Origin of the sequence: Actinoplanes sp. NPDC024001, assembly GCF_040638955.1 — a bacterium.
Lineage (GTDB): Bacteria > Actinomycetota > Actinomycetes > Mycobacteriales > Micromonosporaceae > Actinoplanes.
On record NZ_JBEZZB010000010.1, the window covers coordinates 84,402 to 102,717 of the forward strand.

The window sequence follows — 18,316 nt, forward strand, 5'->3', positions numbered from 1 at the left end:
ACCCGGTCGAGGAGAGGTGACGAGTGATCCATTGACGACCGTATTGCTATCCGAGGTTGATCACTAGGGCGCGGCGCCGACCAGAAGCGGACTTCCCGGCGCCGCGCGAGGCTCGCCGATCGCGAAACCAGCAGCCTTGCCGGGAGCGCTGCGGGCCGCTATGTTAACGGGAAATCACACATCGATGAATGTGTAAGCCTGCTAGTAATGCCAGCACTGACCTCGTTTCCTGGTGTGACGTGGTTTCGACGGGAAGTAGGAAAAGTCAATGCAGAATCTCAGCAGGAGGCGCGCTCTGACGCTGGGCGCCGCGCTGGGGCTGGCGGGCGTGGCCGCGCCTTCCGCCGCCTGGGCCTGGTCGTCCGCCGGCTCGATCGCCGCTACCGACACCGTCACCGATCCGTGGGGTGTCTGGGACGACGCCACCGACCCGCTCGTCGCCTCGCTCCTGCAGAACGGTCAGGTTCCGGCGGTCAACACCGCGTTCAGCAAGTGGATCAAGAACGGGGACCCGCTGCCCAGCGGCATCCCGGCCGCCCTCACCACCTATCTGCAGCAGCACAACCGGCTGCCGTCGTGGGCCGACCAGACCAAGCTGGACCGGGCCGCCCAGTTCAACAAGCGGATGAGCATGTACCTGTTCCTGCTCTACGGCCTGGGCAGCGGGATCATGAGCACGGTCATCCCGCGCGAGGCGCGCAACGTCTACTGGTCGCAGGGCGGCGCCGACATGCAGGACCGGGCGGCCAAGACCTTCACCTACGGGTACGACCTCAGCGCCCCCGACGCCTTCAAGCCGTCCGGCATGTTCATCACCACCTCCAACAAGACGCGCCTGACCCACGCGGCGGTGCGGCATCTGCTCCCGCAGTCGGCGAAGTGGCGGGCGGTCACCGACGATCAGGACTTCATCCCGATCAGCAACGGCGACATCCTGATCACCTTCCACAGCCTCGGCACCTATGTGCACGGCAAGCTCAAGTCGTGGGGCATCCGGATGTCCGCCGCCGAGGAGGACGCCTTCCTGCACATGTGGCAGGTCGCGCTGCACCTGCTGGGCGTGCGCGACGACTTCATCCCGGCCAGCTGGGCCGCGGCGAAACAGCAGTCGGCGTACGCGCTGACGCCGCTGCTCGCCCCGACGCCCGAGGGCATCGACCTGGCCGACATCCTGCTCGGCCTGACCTCGCAGATCGATCTGGGTGTCACCAAGGGCTTCCAGCGCGAGTTCGCCCGCTACCTGCTCAGCGACAGGATCGGCGACTGGCTGAAGCTGCCGCGCGACTACGCGGCGCGGACGCTGATCGAGGTCGGCTGGCCGGCGTACGTGGCGTTCCGCGAGGGGCTGTCGCCGATCATGCCGACCGGGTTCTCGATGTTCGACCGGTTCGTGCGGGGCCTGGCGATGCTCTTCCTCAACAACGGCACCTCGGCGACCCACACGCCGATCACCATCCCGACCGGGAACCGCCCCGGCGCCTGAGCCGGCGCTTCTCGGTCACAGGGTCAGGGCGCCGGTGACCATGGCCGTGACGGCGTCCCGGTGGCCGGGCGTGTCCTGCCAGCGCAGGGCGCGCCCGGCCTCCACCACCACACCGAAGCCGGCGTGCACCAGCAGCCGGGCCTGCCGCTGGTCCAGCTCCGGGCGGGCCAGCCGCAGCTGCTGCTCCCAGACGGCGATGTGCTCACGCTGCGCGAGGATCAGCGGGCGGCGCAGATCGTCCGGCAGGCCACGGATCTCCGCCTCGGCGACGCTGTTCAGGGCGTTGTGTTCGAAGCTGTAGGCCACGTACGCCGCGGTCAGTGCCACAACGGCCTGGCGCGGGTCTGCCGCCTGGTGGAGGCTGCGGTCCACGGCCTGCGTCAGCAGGCCGGCTGCCTGCAGGCAGGCGGCGACCAGAATGTCGACCTTGCTCGGGTAGTGCCGGTAGATCGCGGACGGGGCGAGGCCGACCGCCTGCGCGATCTGCCCGTTGGTGACGGTGGCGAAGCCGTCGCGCGCGAACAGTGGGATGGCCGCCGCCAGGATCTCCGCGCGCCGGGTGCGCGGCACCGGCAGGGCCGGCAGCTCGACCAGGCGCGCGCTGCCCGCGGCCGCGGCCGGGTCGGTGGCGACCACGCGCGTGGCGGAGGCCAGCAGCAGTTCCTCCAGCCGGCGCTGGGCGATCGCGGTGTGGTGCATGGTGACCGAGCCGATCGCGCCGAGGGCCGCGACGGCGCGCAGGCGCTCGTCGGGCATCGGGTACTCGCGCCGCACCACCTCGGTCACCGAGTCGACGACGTGCGCGAACTTGGCCCGCAGCAGCCGCCGGTCGGGCTGTTCCAGGTAGCGGGCCTCCCACCGGTACAGCCCGCCGGACGCGCGGTGCGCGACGGTGACCCGGACCAGGGCGGCCAGCACATCGGTCAGGGCCGCACCGGGCGGCAGCGCGGCGAGGGCGGCGACGAGTCGGCCGGCCATCACGTCGGCGCACTCGGCGAACAGCGCGTACTTGTTCGGGAAGTGCCGGTACAGCGCGGCCGCGCTGATGCCCACCCCGGCGGCGATCTCCTCCATCGAGGCCGCGTGGTAGCCACGCTCGCTGAACACCTGGCCGGCGGCCTCGACGATGAGCTGCTTGCGGTTGTGCGGTCGGGTGGCCGCAGCCGGCCCGGCGGTCACCGCATCACTCGGGCTGACGTGGGCGGACACCGAACCATGGGTGTTAGTCAATCACAGCGCGAGTCGGCGGCCGGGGGCACGGCGGGGTGTCGTACCTCGCCCCCGCTTCTACCGGGCGGCGAGGTGGAGCAGGAAGACCTCGCCGGACCGGGCGGCGGGGTAGCCGCCGTATTTCTTGTCGAAGAGGGCGAGGACCTCGGCCGGCTCGTCGAGGCGGATCAGGTCGAAGGTGCGGGTGTGCTGGCCGGAGCGGCGCGGCGGCCAGACGGCCTGCGCGCCGAAGGCGGCCGGCTGCTCGGCGTGGGCGTGCAGCACCCGGTCGGCGAGCCGGTTGGCGAGGTGGCCGGTGCCGTCGACGTAGACGCCGTCGCCGTCGCTGACGTAGGGCACCGGCACCGCGTCGAGCCGGTCGCCGCCGTGGGTGAGGGTGACGGTGAGCCGCCAGTACCGGTCCAGGGTGCGGATGTGGTCGCCGTGGTCCCACAGCTCGTCGAAGCGGCGGTCGACGAACTGGCCCCACGGGCTGGCCATGTCGACCTCGAGCTGCGGGACGTCGAACGACACCTTGCCGATCGGGAAGAACGAGATCAGTGCCCGACCGTCCCACTGGTAGAGCTGGATCGACGGGGAGGCGTCGTAGACGCAGACCTTCAGGCGCGAGCGTTGCTCGTGGCTGTCCAGCTGCTCGCGGAACAGGTACAGGTGGCGCAGGTTCTCCATGATCTGCGCGGCGACGTCGATCTGGCGGCGCTCCAGCTCCTCGGCGCGCTGCTGGGCGGCGGCGGAGTTCGGGTCGAGCAGCAGGACCCGGATGGTCGCGCCCTGGTTGAGGGCCTCCCGCATCGCGCTGAACGTGCGGGCGCGGGCGCGGCCCTCCAGCAGGATCGTCCAGGTGTCCAGGATCCGGATGTTGCGGTGGGTCTCGCGCATCCGGTCGATGAAGGTGGCCTGGTCGAAGCGGTCGTGCTCCTCGACGCGGGCCTTGCGGGCCTCGTCGAAGATCGGATCGAAGATCACGTACGAGACCGCGGCGAGCACCAGGCTGGAGCCGAGGTTGAGCAGCAGATCGCTGGTGAAGCCCCGCGTCGCGTGGGCGGCCACCAGCATGCCCACCGAGATGGCGAGCAGCAGGCCGCCGATGATCAGGGTACGGACCCGCCTGAACCGCCACCGCACCAACAGACCGCTCCCCTCCCCCGGACAGTCATGATCACCGATCGAGGCGGGGCGGGGCAAGCCCGGTTCGACATTCTCCGCAATTCCGGACCAACATGAACGTTACGCTGCTCTGAAACCGCCTGGCCGCAGGTGAGCCGTAGGAGGAGTGCGCACCCATGAGAAGCACCCGACGTGCCGTGCTGGCATCGCTCATGGCGACCGTTCTGGTGCTGGCCGGCCTGAGCGCGCCGGCCTCCGCGGCCCCGATGGGGATGACGCTGAGCCCCGCTTACGGGCCGGCGGGAGGCGGCAACACGGTCGTCGGCTCGATCACCCCGAACACGGCGGTGCCGTCGCCGTTCCCGGCCGGGGCCACGCCGACGGTGCAGTTCCAGTACTTCGGGTCGGGCTCCGCCTCGTGCAGCACGAGGGCCAGGGCGAATGCCGCGATTGACGGCACCAGCACGACCCTGACGGCCGGGGTGTTCACGGCCACTCCGGCCACGGTCAAGCGGGTCACCTCGTGGAAGATCGTTTTCAACGTGCCGGCGGTGCCGCTGAGCTTCACGAACTCGCAGGCCCAGCAGGTCCAGCAGATCCAGTCGAAGTGGCACGTCTGCGCCTATGACACCGACAACACCAGCACCAGCGTCCTGCTGGCGACCGCCCTGTACACGGTGGCCCTCAAGCCGACCATCACCGCGATCACGCCGGACAGCAGCCCGGCCGCCGGCGGGCAGCCGATCACCGTGACCGGCACCGGGTTCACCGCGGTCACGGCGCCGATCACCGCCTCGATCGGGGACGTGCCGCTCACCGACATCAAAGTCGGCGCGAACGGCACCAGCTTCACCGCGACCACCGCGCCGAGAGCCGCGGGCGGCAACCTGGAACTGTCCGTGGTCGCGCCGGGCGGCACGGTGAACAGCGCCGATCCGGACAACGACGCGAACACCAACAACCCGATCTACTTCACGTACAGCAACGGCATCACGGTGTCGCCGAACAACGCCGCGGCCAATACGCAGCTCGTCACCGTCGAGGTCGCCGGCGCGGGATTCTCCCAGCTCGACTTCGAGACCGTCGTCGACCCGACGAGCTCCAAGGCACACGTCTTCCTGGTCAACGGCGCCTACAACTCGGTCAGCAACCGGAACGCGGCCGAGTGCATGGTCAAGGTGGTCGTCAGTGACACCCAGTTCGTCTGCGACCTCGACCTGACGGGCGTGGTCGAGGACGCCTACGTGTTGACCGTGGTGGACGACGGCTCCATCGGCGCCCCGAACAACGGGAATCCGTCGATCATCAGCAGCGGCGCCGCGTTCATCGTCGGCCCCTACTGACCCGAGGTCTAAGGCGCGCCCGCCGCGGGCACAGTGAGGGAATGAGCTCACATCGGATCGCGGTGATTCCCGGCGACGGCATCGGCAAAGAGGTGGTTCCGGCCGGGCTCGAGACGCTGGAGGCCACGGCCGGCCGCTTCGGCCTGCGGCTCGAGTTCGAGCAGTTCGACTTCGCCAGCGCCGAGTACTGGCAGCGGCACGGCACGATGCTGCCGGATGACTGGGAGCAGACGCTGCGCGGGTTCGACGCCATCTATTTCGGCGCGGTCGGGTGGCCCTCCGTCGTACCCGATCATGTCTCGCTCTGGGGCAGCCTGCTGCAGTTCCGGCGTACCTTCGACCAGTACGTGAATCTGCGGCCGTGCCGGCTGATGCCGGGCGTGCGCAGCCCGCTCGCCGGGCGCGAGCCCGGCGACATCGATTTCCTGGTCGTGCGGGAGAACACCGAGGGTGAGTACTCCAGTGTGGGCGGGCGCATCTTCGAGGGCACCGAGCGGGAGACCGTGCTGCAGGAGACGGTGATGACCCGCATCGGCATCGACCGGGTCCTGCGGTTCGCGTTCGAGCTGGCCGAGAGCCGCCCGAAACGGCACCTGACGTCCGCGACCAAGAGCAACGGCATCTCCATCTCGATGCCGTACTGGGACGAGCGGGTCGCCGAGATGGGCGAACGCTTCCCCGGCGTGCGCGTCGACAAGTTCCACATCGACGCGCTGGCCGCGCAGTTCGTGCTGCGCCCGGACTGGTTCGACGTGGTGGTGGCCAGCAACCTGTTCGGCGACATCCTGTCGGATCTCGGCCCGGCCTGCACCGGCACGCTCGGCATCGCCCCGAGCGCGAACATCAACCCGGACCGGCGGCACCCGAGCCTGTTCGAGCCGGTGCACGGTTCGGCGCCGGACATCGCCGGCAAGGGCATCGCCAACCCGGTCGGGCAGATCTGGTGCGGTGCGATGATGCTGGAACACCTCGGGCATCCGGAGGCCGCGGCCCACCTGCTCGGCGCCGTCGAGGACGTCCTGGCGGCCGGACCGGGCGACGCGCCGCTCACCCCGGACCTGCACGGCAACGGCACCACCGCGGAGCTGGGCCAGGCGATCACCGAGCGCGTCCGAGAACGCTGACCTCCTCGAAGGCGGGCTGCGGCACCGGGCGGCCGAAGTGGTAGCCCTGGGCGTACTGATACCCCAGGTCGCGCAGGTAGGCGGCCTGCTCGGCGGTCTCCACGCCCTCGGCGACGGCGCGCAGGCCGAGGCCGTTGCTGACGTGGATCAGCGCGTCCACGATGACCGCGCGCCGGCCGGCTGTGGTGATCTCGTCGACGAACGACTTGTCGACCTTCAGGACGTCGACCGGGACGGTGCGCAGCAGGCCCAGCGACGAGTGCCCGGTGCCGAAGTCGTCGAGGGCGATCCCGACACCCGCCCGGTGCAGGGTCTCGACCGCCTCGATCGCGGTGCGCCCGGCGAACAGCGCGGTCTCGGTGACCTCGACCAGCAGGGCGTTCGGGGCGACGCCGGTCTCGGCCAGGATGCCGGAAACGACATCGGGGAAGCCGGGCTCGTTGAGCTGGCGGGCGGAGACGTTGACGCTGACGTAGCGCGGGGCGCGGTCGCCGAGCTCGCGGCGCCAGGTGGCGAACTGCCGGCAGGCGGTCCGCATCACCCACTCGCCCAGCTCGACGATCAGGCCGTTGTCCTCGGCGACCGGGATGAACGCGGCCGGGCTGACCGGTCCGCGGACCGGGTGCTCCCAGCGGACCAGGGCCTCGACCGCCGCCACCCGGCCGTCGGCCAGCTCGATGATCGGCTGGTAGACGACCCGGAAGTCGCCGTCGTCGAGGCTGTGCCGCAGGTCCGCGCCGAGGCGTTCGGCGGCTTCGGCGCGCTCGTCCAGCTCGCTGCTGTACGTGATGAGCTGCCCACCGGAAGCCTTCGCCGCGTACCGGGCCGTGTCCGCGCGCCGGATCAGCTCGATGGCGCTGATGTCCCCGGTCGCCTCGGCGACGCCGAGACGCGCGTTGAGCAGCAGCTCGTGCTCGCCGGCCTGCACCGGGTGGCGCAGCATCTCCATCAGCCGGTCGGCCACGGTGTCGCCGTCGCCGGGCAGGGTGTCGCAGACCAGCACGGCGAACTCGTCGGCGCCCATCCGGGCCACCACGTCGCCGTCGCGGACGCATTCGCGCAGCAGCCCGGCGACCGCCACCAGCGTCTGGTCGCCGACCGCCCGGCCGAGACGGTCGTTGACGTGCTTGAACCCGGCCAGGTCGATCATGATGAGGTGGCAGCTGCCGTTGGCGACCGCCTCGGCGGCCTGGCGTTCCAGGTCGCGCCGGTTCGGCAGGCCGGTCAGGTCGTCGCGCATGGCGAGCTCGCGCAGCTGCCGGGCCTGGCTGTCGACCCGGGCGACGTATCCGGACATCCGGGTCGCGACCAGCACGAACAGCGCCATCGAGCCGATGCCGACGGCGGCCCAGCTGAGGTCGCCGCCGCCGTCGCGTTCGCCCTGGACCAGCAGGATCGCCGGGACCAGCAGCATCGAGGCGGTCAGCACGAGCAGGCGGCTGCGCCCGAGGCTGTCGCCCTCGGTGATCGCCGGGCGGCCCATCGACGGGTGCAGCGCGGCGGCCGCCCAGAAGGCGTACGCCAGCAGGTGGCCGCCGAAGACGTACTGGGCGGCGGAGGACTGCACGGCCGGCAGCGAGTAGGCGATGTTGCAGGCCAGCGTGATGGCGCTGCCGCCGGTGAGCAGCCAGAGGCTGACCGTGCGGGGCCCGCGCCGCAGCAGGATCGGGGTGATCACCGCGCAGAGCAGCACCCCGACGACGAGGTATCCGGCGGCCACCGCCCGGGCCGACGGCGGTGTGGACCGGTCGGTCACGATCGGCTCGATCAGGAACGTCCAGTACCCGATCCCGACGGCGACCGCGATGATCGCCGAGTCGATCAGGTTGCCCGACCGGATCGCCCCGCGCTGGCGGGTGAGCCGGAACAGCGCCACGGTCAGCATCGGATAGGCGCCCAGGTAGCAGGCGTCGGCCCAGGACGGATAGGGCAGGTTCCGCAGGACCAGCAGGTACACCGCGTAGATCAGGTCGCCGAGCACCCACAGGGCGATGCCGGCGGCGAAGACGTGCCAGAGGCGGCGTGACGCCGGCCGGTGCCAGTGGGCGCCGGCGAGCATCAGCGCGCAGGAGCCCGCCGAGATCAGCGTGGAGACGGCCAGGGACAGCCAGCCGTACGGCAGCAGCACGTAGCCCACCGCGCCGGCGATCCCCGCAGCCAGCCAGAGCCACCAGGGGCGCAGCCGGAAGTCCGTCACAACCTATCTTTTCGACGGATATCTGGCCTTTGTGAGCGTCAACCGTTCGCGATCCTCAGGTCCGCCTCGATGGCCGCGGTGGCGGCCAGCAGCGGCGGCAGCAGCCGCTCGCGGATGTCCTCGACGGTGGCGCGCACCGCGTGCACGGAGACGTTGACCGCGGCGACGGCGGCGCCGGTGCGGTCGCGGACCGGTGCGGCGATCGAGCGCAGGCCCTCCTCGAGTTCCTGGTCGACGATGGCGTGGCCGTCGGCGCGGACCCGGTCGAGTTCGGCGCGCAGCGCGACGGGCGAGCAGATGGTGCGGTCGGTGAGCGGCTCCAGCTTGGCGCGTGTGAGGTACGCCTCAAGTTCACCGTCGGGCAGGGCGGCCAGCAGGACCCGGCCCATCGAGGTGGCGTACGCCGGGAAGCGCGTCCCGACGTTGATCGCGACCCGCATGATCCTGCTGGTTGGGACGCGGGCGACGTAAACGATGTCGTCACCGTCGAGCACCGACATCGAGGACGACTCGCGAACCTCAGCGACCAGCCGCTCCAGGTGCGGCTCGGCGACCTCGGGCAGCGACTGGCTCGACAGGTAGGAGTAGCCGAGCTCCAGCACGCGCGGGGCCAGGGAGAACAGCCGGCCGTCGGTCCGCACGTACCCCAGATCGGTCAATGTGAGCAGAAATCGCCGCGCTGCGGCGCGGGTCAGACCGCAGGCTCGCGCGACGTCACTGAGGGTTAGTTCGCGATGTTGTGCGTCGAATGCACGGATCACGGCGAGCCCACGCTCGAGCGATTGGACGTAGTACGGTTCGCGCGGCATCAGATGATCGAGCGCAATCGTTGACGTGACACGGGGCACATCATAGCGTTCTTCATGAGAACTGTTGTTCGTAGAGCGCACACATTTCGAAGGAGTAGATATGCGGCGTCTTCTCGCTGGGATCGTTGCGGTGACGCTCGCCGGCTCGCTGGCGGCGTGCGGCACCGACAGCGATTCCGGCGGCTCCGGCGACTCGGGCGGCGGCGTCGACAAGGTCAAGGTCGGCGTCATCCCCATCATCGACGTGGCCCCCATCTACCTCGGCCAGCAGAAGGGGTTCTTCTCCAACCGCAACATCGAGCTGACCATGGAGTCCGGTCAGGGCGGCGCGGCGATCGTCCCCGGTGTCGTCAGCGGCCAGTTCCAGTTCGGCTTCAGCAACTTCACCTCGCTGATGATCGCCCAGACCAAGAACGTGCCGATCAAGGCCGTGGCCGCGGGCGTCGCCTCCACCGGTGAGCAGGGCAAGGACTTCGGCGCCGTGGTGGTGAAGAAGGACAGCACCATCAAGACCGCGGCCGACCTGGTCGGCAAGAAGGTCTCGGTGAACACGCTGAAGAACATCGGCGACACGGTGACCCGCCAGTCGGTGCGCGAGGCCGGCGGCGACGGGGCGAACGTCAACTTCGTCGAGATGCCGTTCCCGAACATGCAGGCGGCCCTGGAGAAGGGCGACGTCGACGCGGCCTGGGTGGTCGAGCCGCAGCTGTCCACCATCAAGGCCGCCGGTGGCCGGGAGATCGCCTCGACCTTCGTCGACGCCGCCGACGACCTGACCGTCGCCGCGTACTTCACCTCGACCAAGCTGGCGGCCGACGACGCCGACCTGGTCAAGCGGTTCACCGAGGCGATGAACGAGTCGCTGCAGTACGCCGACGCCCACCCGGACGAGGTGCGCGGCGTCCTCAGCACCTACACCAAGATCGACGCCGCGCTGGGCGCCAAGCTGGTCCTGCCGAAGTGGCCCACCCAGATCAACGAGGCGTCGGTCGAGACCCTGGCCAAGCTCGGTGAGCAGGACGGCATCTTCTCCGGCACCCCGGACCTGGAGAAGCTGCTCCCGTGACATCCCGTCGCGGCAACCCGGCCCGGCTCGGCAGCCCCGCCCTTCTGGGCGCTGCCGGCCTGGCCGGGTTGCTTCTCCTCATCGAACTGCTGCCCCGCCTGGGGCTGGTCAACGAGCGGTACCTGCCGCCGACCAGCCGGATCGCCGCCGCGCTGGCCGACGAGACCGGCCGGTCGCAGTTCTGGCTGTCGCTCGGCGAGACCCTGCTCGCCTGGGCGCTCGGGCTGGCCATCGCGGTCGGCGCCGGCGTCCTGGCCGGCATCGTGATCGGCTCGATCCCGGTGCTGCGCGCGCTGACCGCCTCGACGGTCGAGTTCCTGCGGCCGATCCCGTCGGTCGCGCTGATCCCCCTGGCCGTGCTGCTCTACGGCACCGACATCGGCTCCACCCTGATGCTGGTCTGCTACGCGGCGTTCTGGCAGGTGCTGGTGCAGGTGCTCTACGGGGTGGCCGACGTGGACCCGGTCGCCGACGAGACCGCCCGCAGCTTCCGGTTCTCCGCGTGGGCGCGGATCCGGCACGTGCTGTGGCCGACGGCCCTGCCGTACGTCTTCACCGGTGTGCGGCTCGCCGCCTCGGTGGCCCTGGTCCTGGCGATCACCGCCGAGCTGGTGATCGGCTCGCCCGGCCTGGGCAAGGAGATCGCGGTCGCGCAGGCGTCCGAGGCGGTCCCCACCATGTACGCGCTGATCGTCGTCACCGGCATCCTCGGCGTGCTGATCAACCTGCTGGCTCGTACCGGCGAGCGCCGCCTGCTCGCCTGGCACCAGTCGGTCCGGGGCGAGGTGACGGCATGATCGCTTTTGCCAAGCGCGCTGCTTATGTGTTGGCACTGCCGATCGTCCTGTTCGGGGCCTGGTTCGTGCTCAGCGACGGCAGCGAGAGCTTCTACTCGCCGCCGCTGCGCGACATCCTGACCGCCTTCGGCGACACCTGGCAGCCGGACCGGCTGCGCGCCGACGTCGCGCCGAGCCTGGTGCGGCTGTTCACCGGGTACGCCCTGGCAGCCGTCATCGGCATCGCCCTCGGTGTGGCGATCGGCATGAGCCGGCGGCTGCGCGCCACGGTGGAGCCGGTGCTGGAGTTCTTCCGGGCCATCCCGCCGCCGGTGCTCGTCCCGGTGATCATGCTGTTCGCCGGCATCGGTGACGGCATGAAGGTGATCGTGATCGTCTTCGGCTGCATCTGGCCGATCCTCCTCAACACCGTGGAGGGGGTGCGCGCGGTGGACAGCGTGGTGCTGGACACCGCCCGCGCGTACGGGGTGACCGGCCCGGCCCGGATCACCAAGGTGATCCTGCCGTCGGCGGGCCCGCAGATCGCGGCCGGACTGCGCCAGGCGCTGTCCATCGCGATCATCCTGATGGTGATCAGCGAGATGTTCGCGGCCAGCAACGGTCTGGGCTTCACCATCGTCCAGTTCCAGCGCAGCTTCGCGATCCCGGAGATGTGGAGCGGGATCATCCTGCTCGGCCTGCTCGGCTTCGTGCTGTCGGTGCTGTTCCGGCTCGCTGAGCAGCGGGCGTTGCGGTGGTACGAGGGCCTGCGCGCGGCGCAGCGCCAAGGGTAGGAGGTCGTCGATGCTCGAGGTGAAGGGCCTGCGCAAGGTCTACCGGTCCGGCAACCGGGAGGTGGAGGCGCTGCGCGATCTCACGTTCACCGTGGACAACGGCGACCTGGTCTGCCTGGTCGGGCCGTCCGGCTGCGGCAAGACGACATTGCTGCGCTGCATCTCCGGTCTGCTCGACCCGACCGGCGGTGACGTGCGGGTCAACGGCAAGGCGGTGGACGGGCCGCCGCCCGGCATGGCCGTGGTGTTCCAGGAGTACGGGCGCAGCCTGTTCCCCTGGATGAGTGTGCGCGACAACGTGGAGCTGCCGCTCAAGCAGAAAAAGGTGGCCAAGGCGCGCCGCAAGCACCTCGTCGACGAGGCGCTGGACGCGGTCGGGCTGACCGGCACCGAGTCGGCGTACCCGTGGCAGCTCTCCGGCGGCATGCAGCAGCGGGTGGCGATCGCCCGCGCGGTCGCCTACGAGCCGCAGACGCTGTTGATGGACGAGCCGTTCGCGGCGGTCGACGCGCAGACCCGCGCCGACCTGGAGGACCTGGTCCGGTCACTGTGGAAGCGGCTCAACGTGACCATCCTGTTCGTCACCCACGACATCGACGAGTCGGTGTACCTGGGGCAGCGGGTGGTCATGCTGTCGTCCTCGCCGACCGTGGTGCAGGACGAGCTGGTCATCGACCTGCCGGCCGAGCGGGACCAGCTGCACACCCGCGCCGATCCACGGTTCGTCGAGTTGCGTACCCGGGTCTATGAGCAGATCCAGCTCGCCAAGAAGGCCGCGAAGTAGGTGGCTGTGTGGACTTCGGGCGCGATCCGCGCCCGAAGTCCGGACGAAAGTCCACACGATAGGTATCGATTGATATGAGGGCGTGACCTGTCCGCTCTGCGATGCTCGGGCCCATGCGAGCACTCCCCCTCATCGGCGTCGCCGCACTCGTAGCCGGGCTGGCCACCGCCACCCCGGCTCACGCCGCCGCCGCACCGGACATCCCGGTCGCCAACGTCAAGGCCCACCTCAGCCAGTTCCAGAGCATCGCCACCGCCAACGGCGGCAACCGGGCGCACGGCCGGCCCGGCTATCTCGACTCGGTCACCTATGTGAAGAACCTGCTGGACGCCGCCGGCTTCACCACCACCCAGCAGTCGTTCACCTACAACGGCGCCACCGGGTACAACCTGCTCGCCGACTGGCCGGGCGGCGACACCTCGGACACGCTGATGATCGGCGGGCACCTGGACAGCGTCACCGCCGGTCCGGGCATCAACGACAACGGGTCCGGCTCGGCCGCCATCCTGGAGGTCGCGCTGCAGGTCGCACGCTCCGGCTTCCAGCCGGACCGGCACCTGCGCTTCGCCTGGTGGGGCGCGGAGGAGCTGGGTCTGCGCGGTTCCACGGCGTACGTGAACTCGCTGACCTCCGCCCAGCGGGCGGCGATCACCGGTTACCTGAACTTCGACATGGTCGGCTCGCCGAACGCCGGCTACTTCCTCTACGACGGCGACAACTCCGACGGCACCGGCGCCGGACCCGGGCCGGCCGGCTCGGCGGAGATCGAGCAGACGCTCGCCGCGTACTTCTCGTCGATCGGCGTGCCGACCCGCGGCACCGACTTCGACGGGCGCAGCGACTACGGCCCGTTCATCCGCGCCGGCATCCCGGCGGGCGGCACGTTCACCGGCGCCGAGGGCACCAAGACCGCGGCGCAGGTCCAGCTCTGGGGCGGCACCACCGGGCGCTTCGACCCCTGCTACCACGCGTCCTGCGACACCATCACCAACATCAACGACACGGCGCTGAACCGCAATGCCGACGCCATCGCGTACGCGGTGTGGAACCTCGCTGCCGACGCGCAGCCGCCCGGCGAGACGGTCTGGTCCGACGATCTGGAAACGGCCACCGCCTGGACCGCGCTGTCGTCCGACACCGCGACCGCCGGCCGGCTGGAACGCGGCAACCCGGCCGCGACCACCAGCTCCGGCGTCGCCACCCAGCTCGACGCCGCGGCGAGCGGCAGCTACGCCCTGATCACCGGTGCGGCAGCCGGCGCCAGCGCCGGCGCGAACGACCTCGACGGCGGCGTAACCACCCTGCAGTCGCCGCAGATCACCCTGCCGTCCGGCACGCTGACGCTCAACCTGTCCTGGTACCTCGCCCACCTGAACAACGCGACCACCGCCGATTACCTGCGGGTCCGGGTGGTCTCCGGGACGACCACCACCACGGTCCTGACCCTGACCGGCGCGGCCACCAACCGGGCAGCGGCCTGGGCGGCCGCTTCGGCAAACCTCTCCGGGTACGCCGGGCAGACGATCCGCCTGCAGGTGGAAGCGGCCGACGCCGGGACCGCGTCCCTGGTCGAGGCGGCCGTCGACAACCTGCGGATCACCCGCGCCTGAGCTGCCTCACGTGGGTTGCGGCCGCGTACGTCCCGGCCGCAGCCCACGTGCTCGAGCCCGGCGGAATGACTCAGGTCCGGGCGTGCGGCGCCGATGGGGAATCACAGCCCTGCTGACGCCGCAGACAAGGACGCACGCTCATGACGGACCCCGTGCCCGCCGGATGGTATGCCGACCCGAGCGGTCTGCCCGCCCTGCGCTGGTGGGACGGCCGGGAGTGGACGTCGCACCTGCAACCGGGCGGGGCCGCCATGCCGCCGACCACCGTCTCGGCCGGGTGGCGCGGCGGTCTGGCCACCAAGCCGACCGGTGCCCCGGTGCCCGGCCCGCACACCAACGAGCAGTCGCCGGGCGAGATCTTCGCGCCTCACTCGGCGGAGATCACCGCGCCGTCGATCACGACGCCGGCGGCGCCGTTGCCGGCCTCCCCGGGATACGCGCCCTTCCTCACCCAGCCGGTCGACTCGGTGTCCGAGCAGCTCGGGTACGCCACCCCGGTGACCGTGCCGGCGGCCACCCGCCCGCCCGCGCCGACGCCGGGACCCGGCCTCTCCCCGGAGAAGCGCACGGTGGTGGTCGGCGCGGTCAGCCTGGTGATCAACCCGCTGCTGCTCTGCTCGATCTACGCGATCCTGATCGGCCTGCGCGCCGTCCGCGAGTCGGCCCCCGACTCCCCGGCCCGCCGCACCGGAACCCTGGCGGTCGCACTCGGCACCGGCGGCGTCGTCACCCACGCCCTCTTCGTAACGCTGCTCATCTTCCTGCTCTGACGGCGTTGCCGCAGACCTGACGATCCGCGAGGTCACCGGGCCGTGGTGGCCGCGCGGCGGTTTCCGCCAGACCGATGCGCTGGTGGAGGCGGCGCAGTGGGGCCGGGGACCACCAGTTGGCGTGGCCGGCCAGGCGCAGCAGAGCCGGCATCAGCACACCCCGCACCACGGTCGCGTCGACGAGCACGGCCAGGGCCATGCCGATGCCGAGCTGCTGCAGGAAGACGACCCGGCCGGTGGCATAGGCCGCGAACGACACGGCCAGGATCAGCGCGGCGGCTGTCACCAGGGGTGCGCTGCGGGCGATGCCCAGCGGGACCGCGGCGTAGGGATCACCGGTGCGGTCGTACTCCTCCTTGATGCGGGCCAATAGGAAAACCTCGTAGTCCATGGACAGGCCCCAGGCCACGCAGAACATCAGGATGGGGATGCTCGGTTCGATCGAGCCGGTCGGGGTGAAACCCAGCAGCCCGGCCAGGTGGCCCTCCTGGAAGACGAAGACCAGGGCGCCGAACATCACCGACAGGCTGAGCAGGTTGAGCACGGCCGCCTTGAGCGGGGCGATCACGCTGCCGGTCATCAGGAACAACACGACGAACGTGACCATCAGGATCACCGCGCCGATCAGGGGCAGCCGGTCGAGCACCCCGGCGCGGTAGTCGGCCAGGTCGGCGGGATAGCCGCCGACGTCGACCGGCGACGGCGCGGGCACGGCACGGACCGCGGCGACCAGGCCGACGGCGTCGGATTCCAGGGCGGCGCTGGCCGGCACGACCGACAGCCGGGTCAGGCCGCCGGGGCCGGTGAAGCGGGTGGCGGGCAGGCCGGGCACCGGGGAGCCGGCCGCGTAGGAGCCGGCGGCCGAGTCGACCCGGACCACCCCGGCCAGGCGGGACAGGTCGGCGGCGTAGGCGGCCAGGCCGTCCGCCGGGGCGGGCGCGGCGACGACCTGCAGCGCGTCCGCCTCCTCCTGGGGGAATCCGGCGCGGATCTGGTCGTACATCTGCCGGACCGGCGCGGACGCGGGCAGCACCCGGTCGTCCGGCAGGCCGAAACGGATACCGAGCAGCGGCGCCCCGAGCAGCAGCAGGAGGGCCAGCGCGGCCGTACCGTACCCGATCGGGCTTTTCATGACGCGCGCCGCGAGGCCGTGCCAGAAGGCGCCGCGGGGCGCGCCGCCGGCGCGCAGCACGCGGTGACCCAGGAGCGCGAGCGCGGCAGGCAGCAGGACGGTCGCCGCGAGCGCGGCGGCCACGACGACGGCGATTCCCGCGTACGCGAAAGAGGCCAGGAACGGGAAGGGGAAGAGCAGGAGCACGGCCAGCGAGGCGGCGACGGTCGCGGCGCTGAACAGCACGGTACGCCCGGCGAAGCGCACCGTCCGCACGACCGCCTCGGGGACCGCAACGCCGGCGTGCAGCTCCTCCCGGAACCGGAAGATCATGAACAGCCCGTAGTCGACACCCAGCCCGATGCCCATGACCAGCGCGAGGTTCGCCGCGAACGTGGAGATCTCGGCGAACTCGACCGCTCCGCGCAGCAGGGCCAGCGATCCGAGCACCGCGAAGATCCCCGCGCCGAGCGTGACCGCCGCCGCCGACACCCGCCGGAACACCGCCCAGAGCAGCAGGAACACCACCGGCAGCACGATCAGCTCGGCGCGCAGGAAGTCGGCGCGGGCCTGCTGCATGACGTTGCGGAACACCTCGTCCGCACCGCCGACCCGCACGCTGATGCTCTCCGTGGTGCGGGTGAACGCCGGGGCGAGCGCCGGCAGCACATCCCGGCGCACGGTGTACGCGTCGCCCGGCAGCCAGGCGAGCACCAGCGCCTGCCGCCCGTCGGTGCTGCGCAGGGTCTCCAGCCCGGAGGTGCTCCAGTACGACCACGCGTCGGCCACACCCGGCTGCCCGGCCAGCTCTTCGGTCAGCGCCCGGCCGGCCGCTGCCACCTCGGCGCTGTCGACCGTGCCGGCACGCGCGGTGACCAGCAGCGCGACGTTGGGGCTGCCGGTGCCGAAGTGGTCGGCGAGGGCTTCCCGGGCGCGCATGGATTCGGCGCCCGGCGCTTCGAAACGGTTGAGCGAGAGCCGGTCGAGCACTCCGGCGGCGAGCACCGCCGCGACGACGGTGAGCAGGGCGGCGACGGCCAGGGTCCACCTGGCCCGGCGACGGGTCATGGACACTCCTGTTAGGTTTACGAGCAACCACTCGTATTCGTAGCGCCAGATTACGAGCAATCGCTCGTGTTTCACAAGGGGGGTTCATGCCCGAGGAACGTCCGCGCCGCCGGCAGGCGCGGGGCGAGCGACGAATGGCGGAGATCCTCGACGCCGCCGCCGGCGTCTTCGCCGAGGCCGGCTTCGAGCGCGCCACCACCAACGCGATCGCCGCCGCGGCCGGCATCTCCCCCGGCTCGCTCTACCAGTTCTTCCCGAACAAGCCGGCTCTCGCCCAGGCGCTCGCCGACCGCTTCGTCACCGAGATGGACACCGCCCACCGCACCGCGTTCGAGGGCGCCGACTTCGCGGCCCTGCCCCTGGACGAGCTGCTGGACCGGGTGGTCGACCCGATCCTGGCGTTCAACGTGGACAACCCCGGCTTCAAGGCGCTGTTCGCCCGCCCGGACATGCCCCGCGACCTGGCCGCCGCGGCGCAGCCGATCCAGGGCGCGCTGCTCGGCCGGATCGAGCGGCTGCTGGCGGCCCGCGCCCCCGGCACGCCGGAACCGGAGCGGGCCCGCAACGCTCGCGTGCTGGTCCAGGTCTTCCAGGGCCTGGTCCCGCTGGTCGTCGCCGCGCCCGAGGAGGAGCGCCCAGCCCTCACCGTGGAGGTGAAACGCGTCCTCGGTGGATACCTGCGGACCATTGAGGGTAGGTAAGTGACCGATCACGGACACCGTTTCGCGGGGTGGCCGCCAGGCCGCTAACGTGGACAGTCCCCCCAGCGCCGCCGCTCCCCCGGAGGCACCAGATGAATCGGAACCAGCTGACCACGATCGGCGTCGGGATCCTTCTGGGGCTGATTCTCCTCTTCGTGGTGCTGGCCTCCTGCGGGCCGGACGACGACGGCACCAACACCGGGCAGCCTGTTCCCTCGGCGTCCGGCTCGGTCGCCGCGTCCGAGCCGGCCACCACGCCGTCCGGGACCCTGCCGCCGGATCCCGGCGCCACCAACCCACCGGCCGCCGAGCCATCCCGCAGCCGCACCAGCGCGCCGGCGAC

15 protein-coding genes and 1 pseudogene are annotated in these 18,316 nt (G+C 71.0%); 11 read left to right on the forward strand and 5 right to left on the reverse strand.

What is annotated here, in order from left to right; genetic code table 11:
- The first annotated feature begins 268 nt into the window (after positions 1-268).
- Positions 269-1,483 carry an oxygenase MpaB family protein gene (locus AB0F81_RS06380; RefSeq protein ID WP_360191881.1) on the forward strand — a complete coding sequence of 405 codons (1,215 nt, stop codon included), beginning with the start codon at positions 269-271 and terminating at the stop codon, positions 1,481-1,483.
- Positions 1,484-1,498: 15 nt separating this feature from the next.
- Here the strand turns inward: AB0F81_RS06380 and AB0F81_RS06385 are convergent, their stop codons facing one another.
- Positions 1,499-2,692 carry a TetR/AcrR family transcriptional regulator gene (locus tag AB0F81_RS06385; protein ID WP_360191884.1) on the reverse strand — a complete coding sequence of 398 codons (1,194 nt, stop codon included), beginning with the start codon at positions 2,690-2,692 and terminating at the stop codon, positions 1,499-1,501.
- 78 nt (positions 2,693-2,770) lie between these two features.
- Positions 2,771-3,838: a hypothetical protein gene (locus AB0F81_RS06390; protein ID WP_360191887.1), complete on the reverse strand. Its 1,068-nt coding sequence runs from the start codon at positions 3,836-3,838 to the stop codon at positions 2,771-2,773.
- Between the two features lie 158 nt (positions 3,839-3,996).
- Here AB0F81_RS06390 and AB0F81_RS06395 point away from each other — a divergent pair, with 158 nt between their 5' ends.
- Both AB0F81_RS06395 and AB0F81_RS06400 read left to right on the forward strand, forming a co-directional pair.
- Complete coding sequence (locus tag AB0F81_RS06395) at positions 3,997-5,163, forward strand: IPT/TIG domain-containing protein (protein ID WP_360191890.1); 1,167 nt, start codon at positions 3,997-3,999, stop codon at positions 5,161-5,163.
- Between the two features lie 41 nt (positions 5,164-5,204).
- Positions 5,205-6,287: a tartrate dehydrogenase gene (locus AB0F81_RS06400; protein ID WP_360191893.1), complete on the forward strand. Its 1,083-nt coding sequence runs from the start codon at positions 5,205-5,207 to the stop codon at positions 6,285-6,287.
- Here the strand turns inward: AB0F81_RS06400 and AB0F81_RS06405 are convergent.
- Both AB0F81_RS06405 and AB0F81_RS06410 read right to left on the reverse strand, forming a co-directional pair.
- Positions 6,262-8,484 (reverse strand): EAL domain-containing protein, encoded by a 2,223-nt coding sequence (locus tag AB0F81_RS06405; RefSeq protein WP_360191896.1) that lies wholly within the window; start codon positions 8,482-8,484, stop codon positions 6,262-6,264. The two genes, AB0F81_RS06400 and AB0F81_RS06405, sit on opposite strands and share 26 nt — an antisense overlap.
- A 38-nt stretch (positions 8,485-8,522) precedes the next feature.
- Complete coding sequence (locus AB0F81_RS06410) at positions 8,523-9,293, reverse strand: IclR family transcriptional regulator C-terminal domain-containing protein (RefSeq protein WP_360191934.1); 771 nt, start codon at positions 9,291-9,293, stop codon at positions 8,523-8,525.
- 100 nt (positions 9,294-9,393) lie between these two features.
- Here AB0F81_RS06410 and AB0F81_RS06415 point away from each other — a divergent pair, with 100 nt between their 5' ends.
- The 6 genes from AB0F81_RS06415 to AB0F81_RS06440 all read left to right on the forward strand — a co-directional run bounded on the left by AB0F81_RS06415 (position 9,394) and on the right by AB0F81_RS06440 (position 15,093).
- Complete coding sequence (locus tag AB0F81_RS06415) at positions 9,394-10,359, forward strand: ABC transporter substrate-binding protein (RefSeq protein WP_360191899.1); 966 nt, start codon at positions 9,394-9,396, stop codon at positions 10,357-10,359.
- Positions 10,356-11,156 carry an ABC transporter permease gene (locus AB0F81_RS06420; RefSeq protein WP_360191902.1) on the forward strand — a complete coding sequence of 267 codons (801 nt, stop codon included), beginning with the start codon at positions 10,356-10,358 and terminating at the stop codon, positions 11,154-11,156. The genes AB0F81_RS06415 and AB0F81_RS06420 overlap by 4 nt, the downstream gene beginning before the upstream one ends.
- The gene (locus AB0F81_RS06425; RefSeq protein ID WP_360191905.1) at positions 11,153-11,929 is read left to right on the forward strand and encodes an ABC transporter permease; all 777 of its coding nucleotides are present in this window, start codon (positions 11,153-11,155) and stop codon (positions 11,927-11,929) included. The genes AB0F81_RS06420 and AB0F81_RS06425 overlap by 4 nt, the downstream gene beginning before the upstream one ends.
- A gap of 10 nt (positions 11,930-11,939) precedes the next feature.
- Positions 11,940-12,713, forward strand: coding sequence for an ABC transporter ATP-binding protein (locus tag AB0F81_RS06430; protein WP_360191908.1), 774 nt, complete (start codon positions 11,940-11,942; stop codon positions 12,711-12,713).
- Positions 12,714-12,826: 113 nt separating this feature from the next.
- Positions 12,827-14,323 (forward strand): M28 family metallopeptidase, encoded by a 1,497-nt coding sequence (locus AB0F81_RS06435; protein WP_360191911.1) that lies wholly within the window; start codon positions 12,827-12,829, stop codon positions 14,321-14,323.
- Between the two features lie 140 nt (positions 14,324-14,463).
- On the forward strand, positions 14,464-15,093 hold the full coding sequence (locus AB0F81_RS06440; protein ID WP_360191914.1) for a DUF2510 domain-containing protein: 630 nt from the start codon (positions 14,464-14,466) through the stop codon (positions 15,091-15,093).
- Here AB0F81_RS06440 and AB0F81_RS06445 read toward each other — a convergent pair.
- The gene (locus AB0F81_RS06445) at positions 15,077-17,272 is read right to left on the reverse strand and encodes an MMPL family transporter (RefSeq protein ID WP_360191917.1); all 2,196 of its coding nucleotides are present in this window, start codon (positions 17,270-17,272) and stop codon (positions 15,077-15,079) included. The genes AB0F81_RS06440 and AB0F81_RS06445 overlap by 17 nt on opposite strands.
- An 86-nt stretch (positions 17,273-17,358) precedes the next feature.
- On the opposite strand from AB0F81_RS06445, the gene AB0F81_RS06450 reads away from it, so the two are divergent.
- A complete protein-coding gene (locus AB0F81_RS06450; protein WP_360191920.1) occupies positions 17,359-17,973 on the forward strand; it encodes a TetR/AcrR family transcriptional regulator in 615 nt (204 codons plus the stop codon).
- 92 nt (positions 17,974-18,065) lie between these two features.
- Positions 18,066-18,316, forward strand: a pseudogene (locus AB0F81_RS06455) (hypothetical protein); the annotation flags it as partial.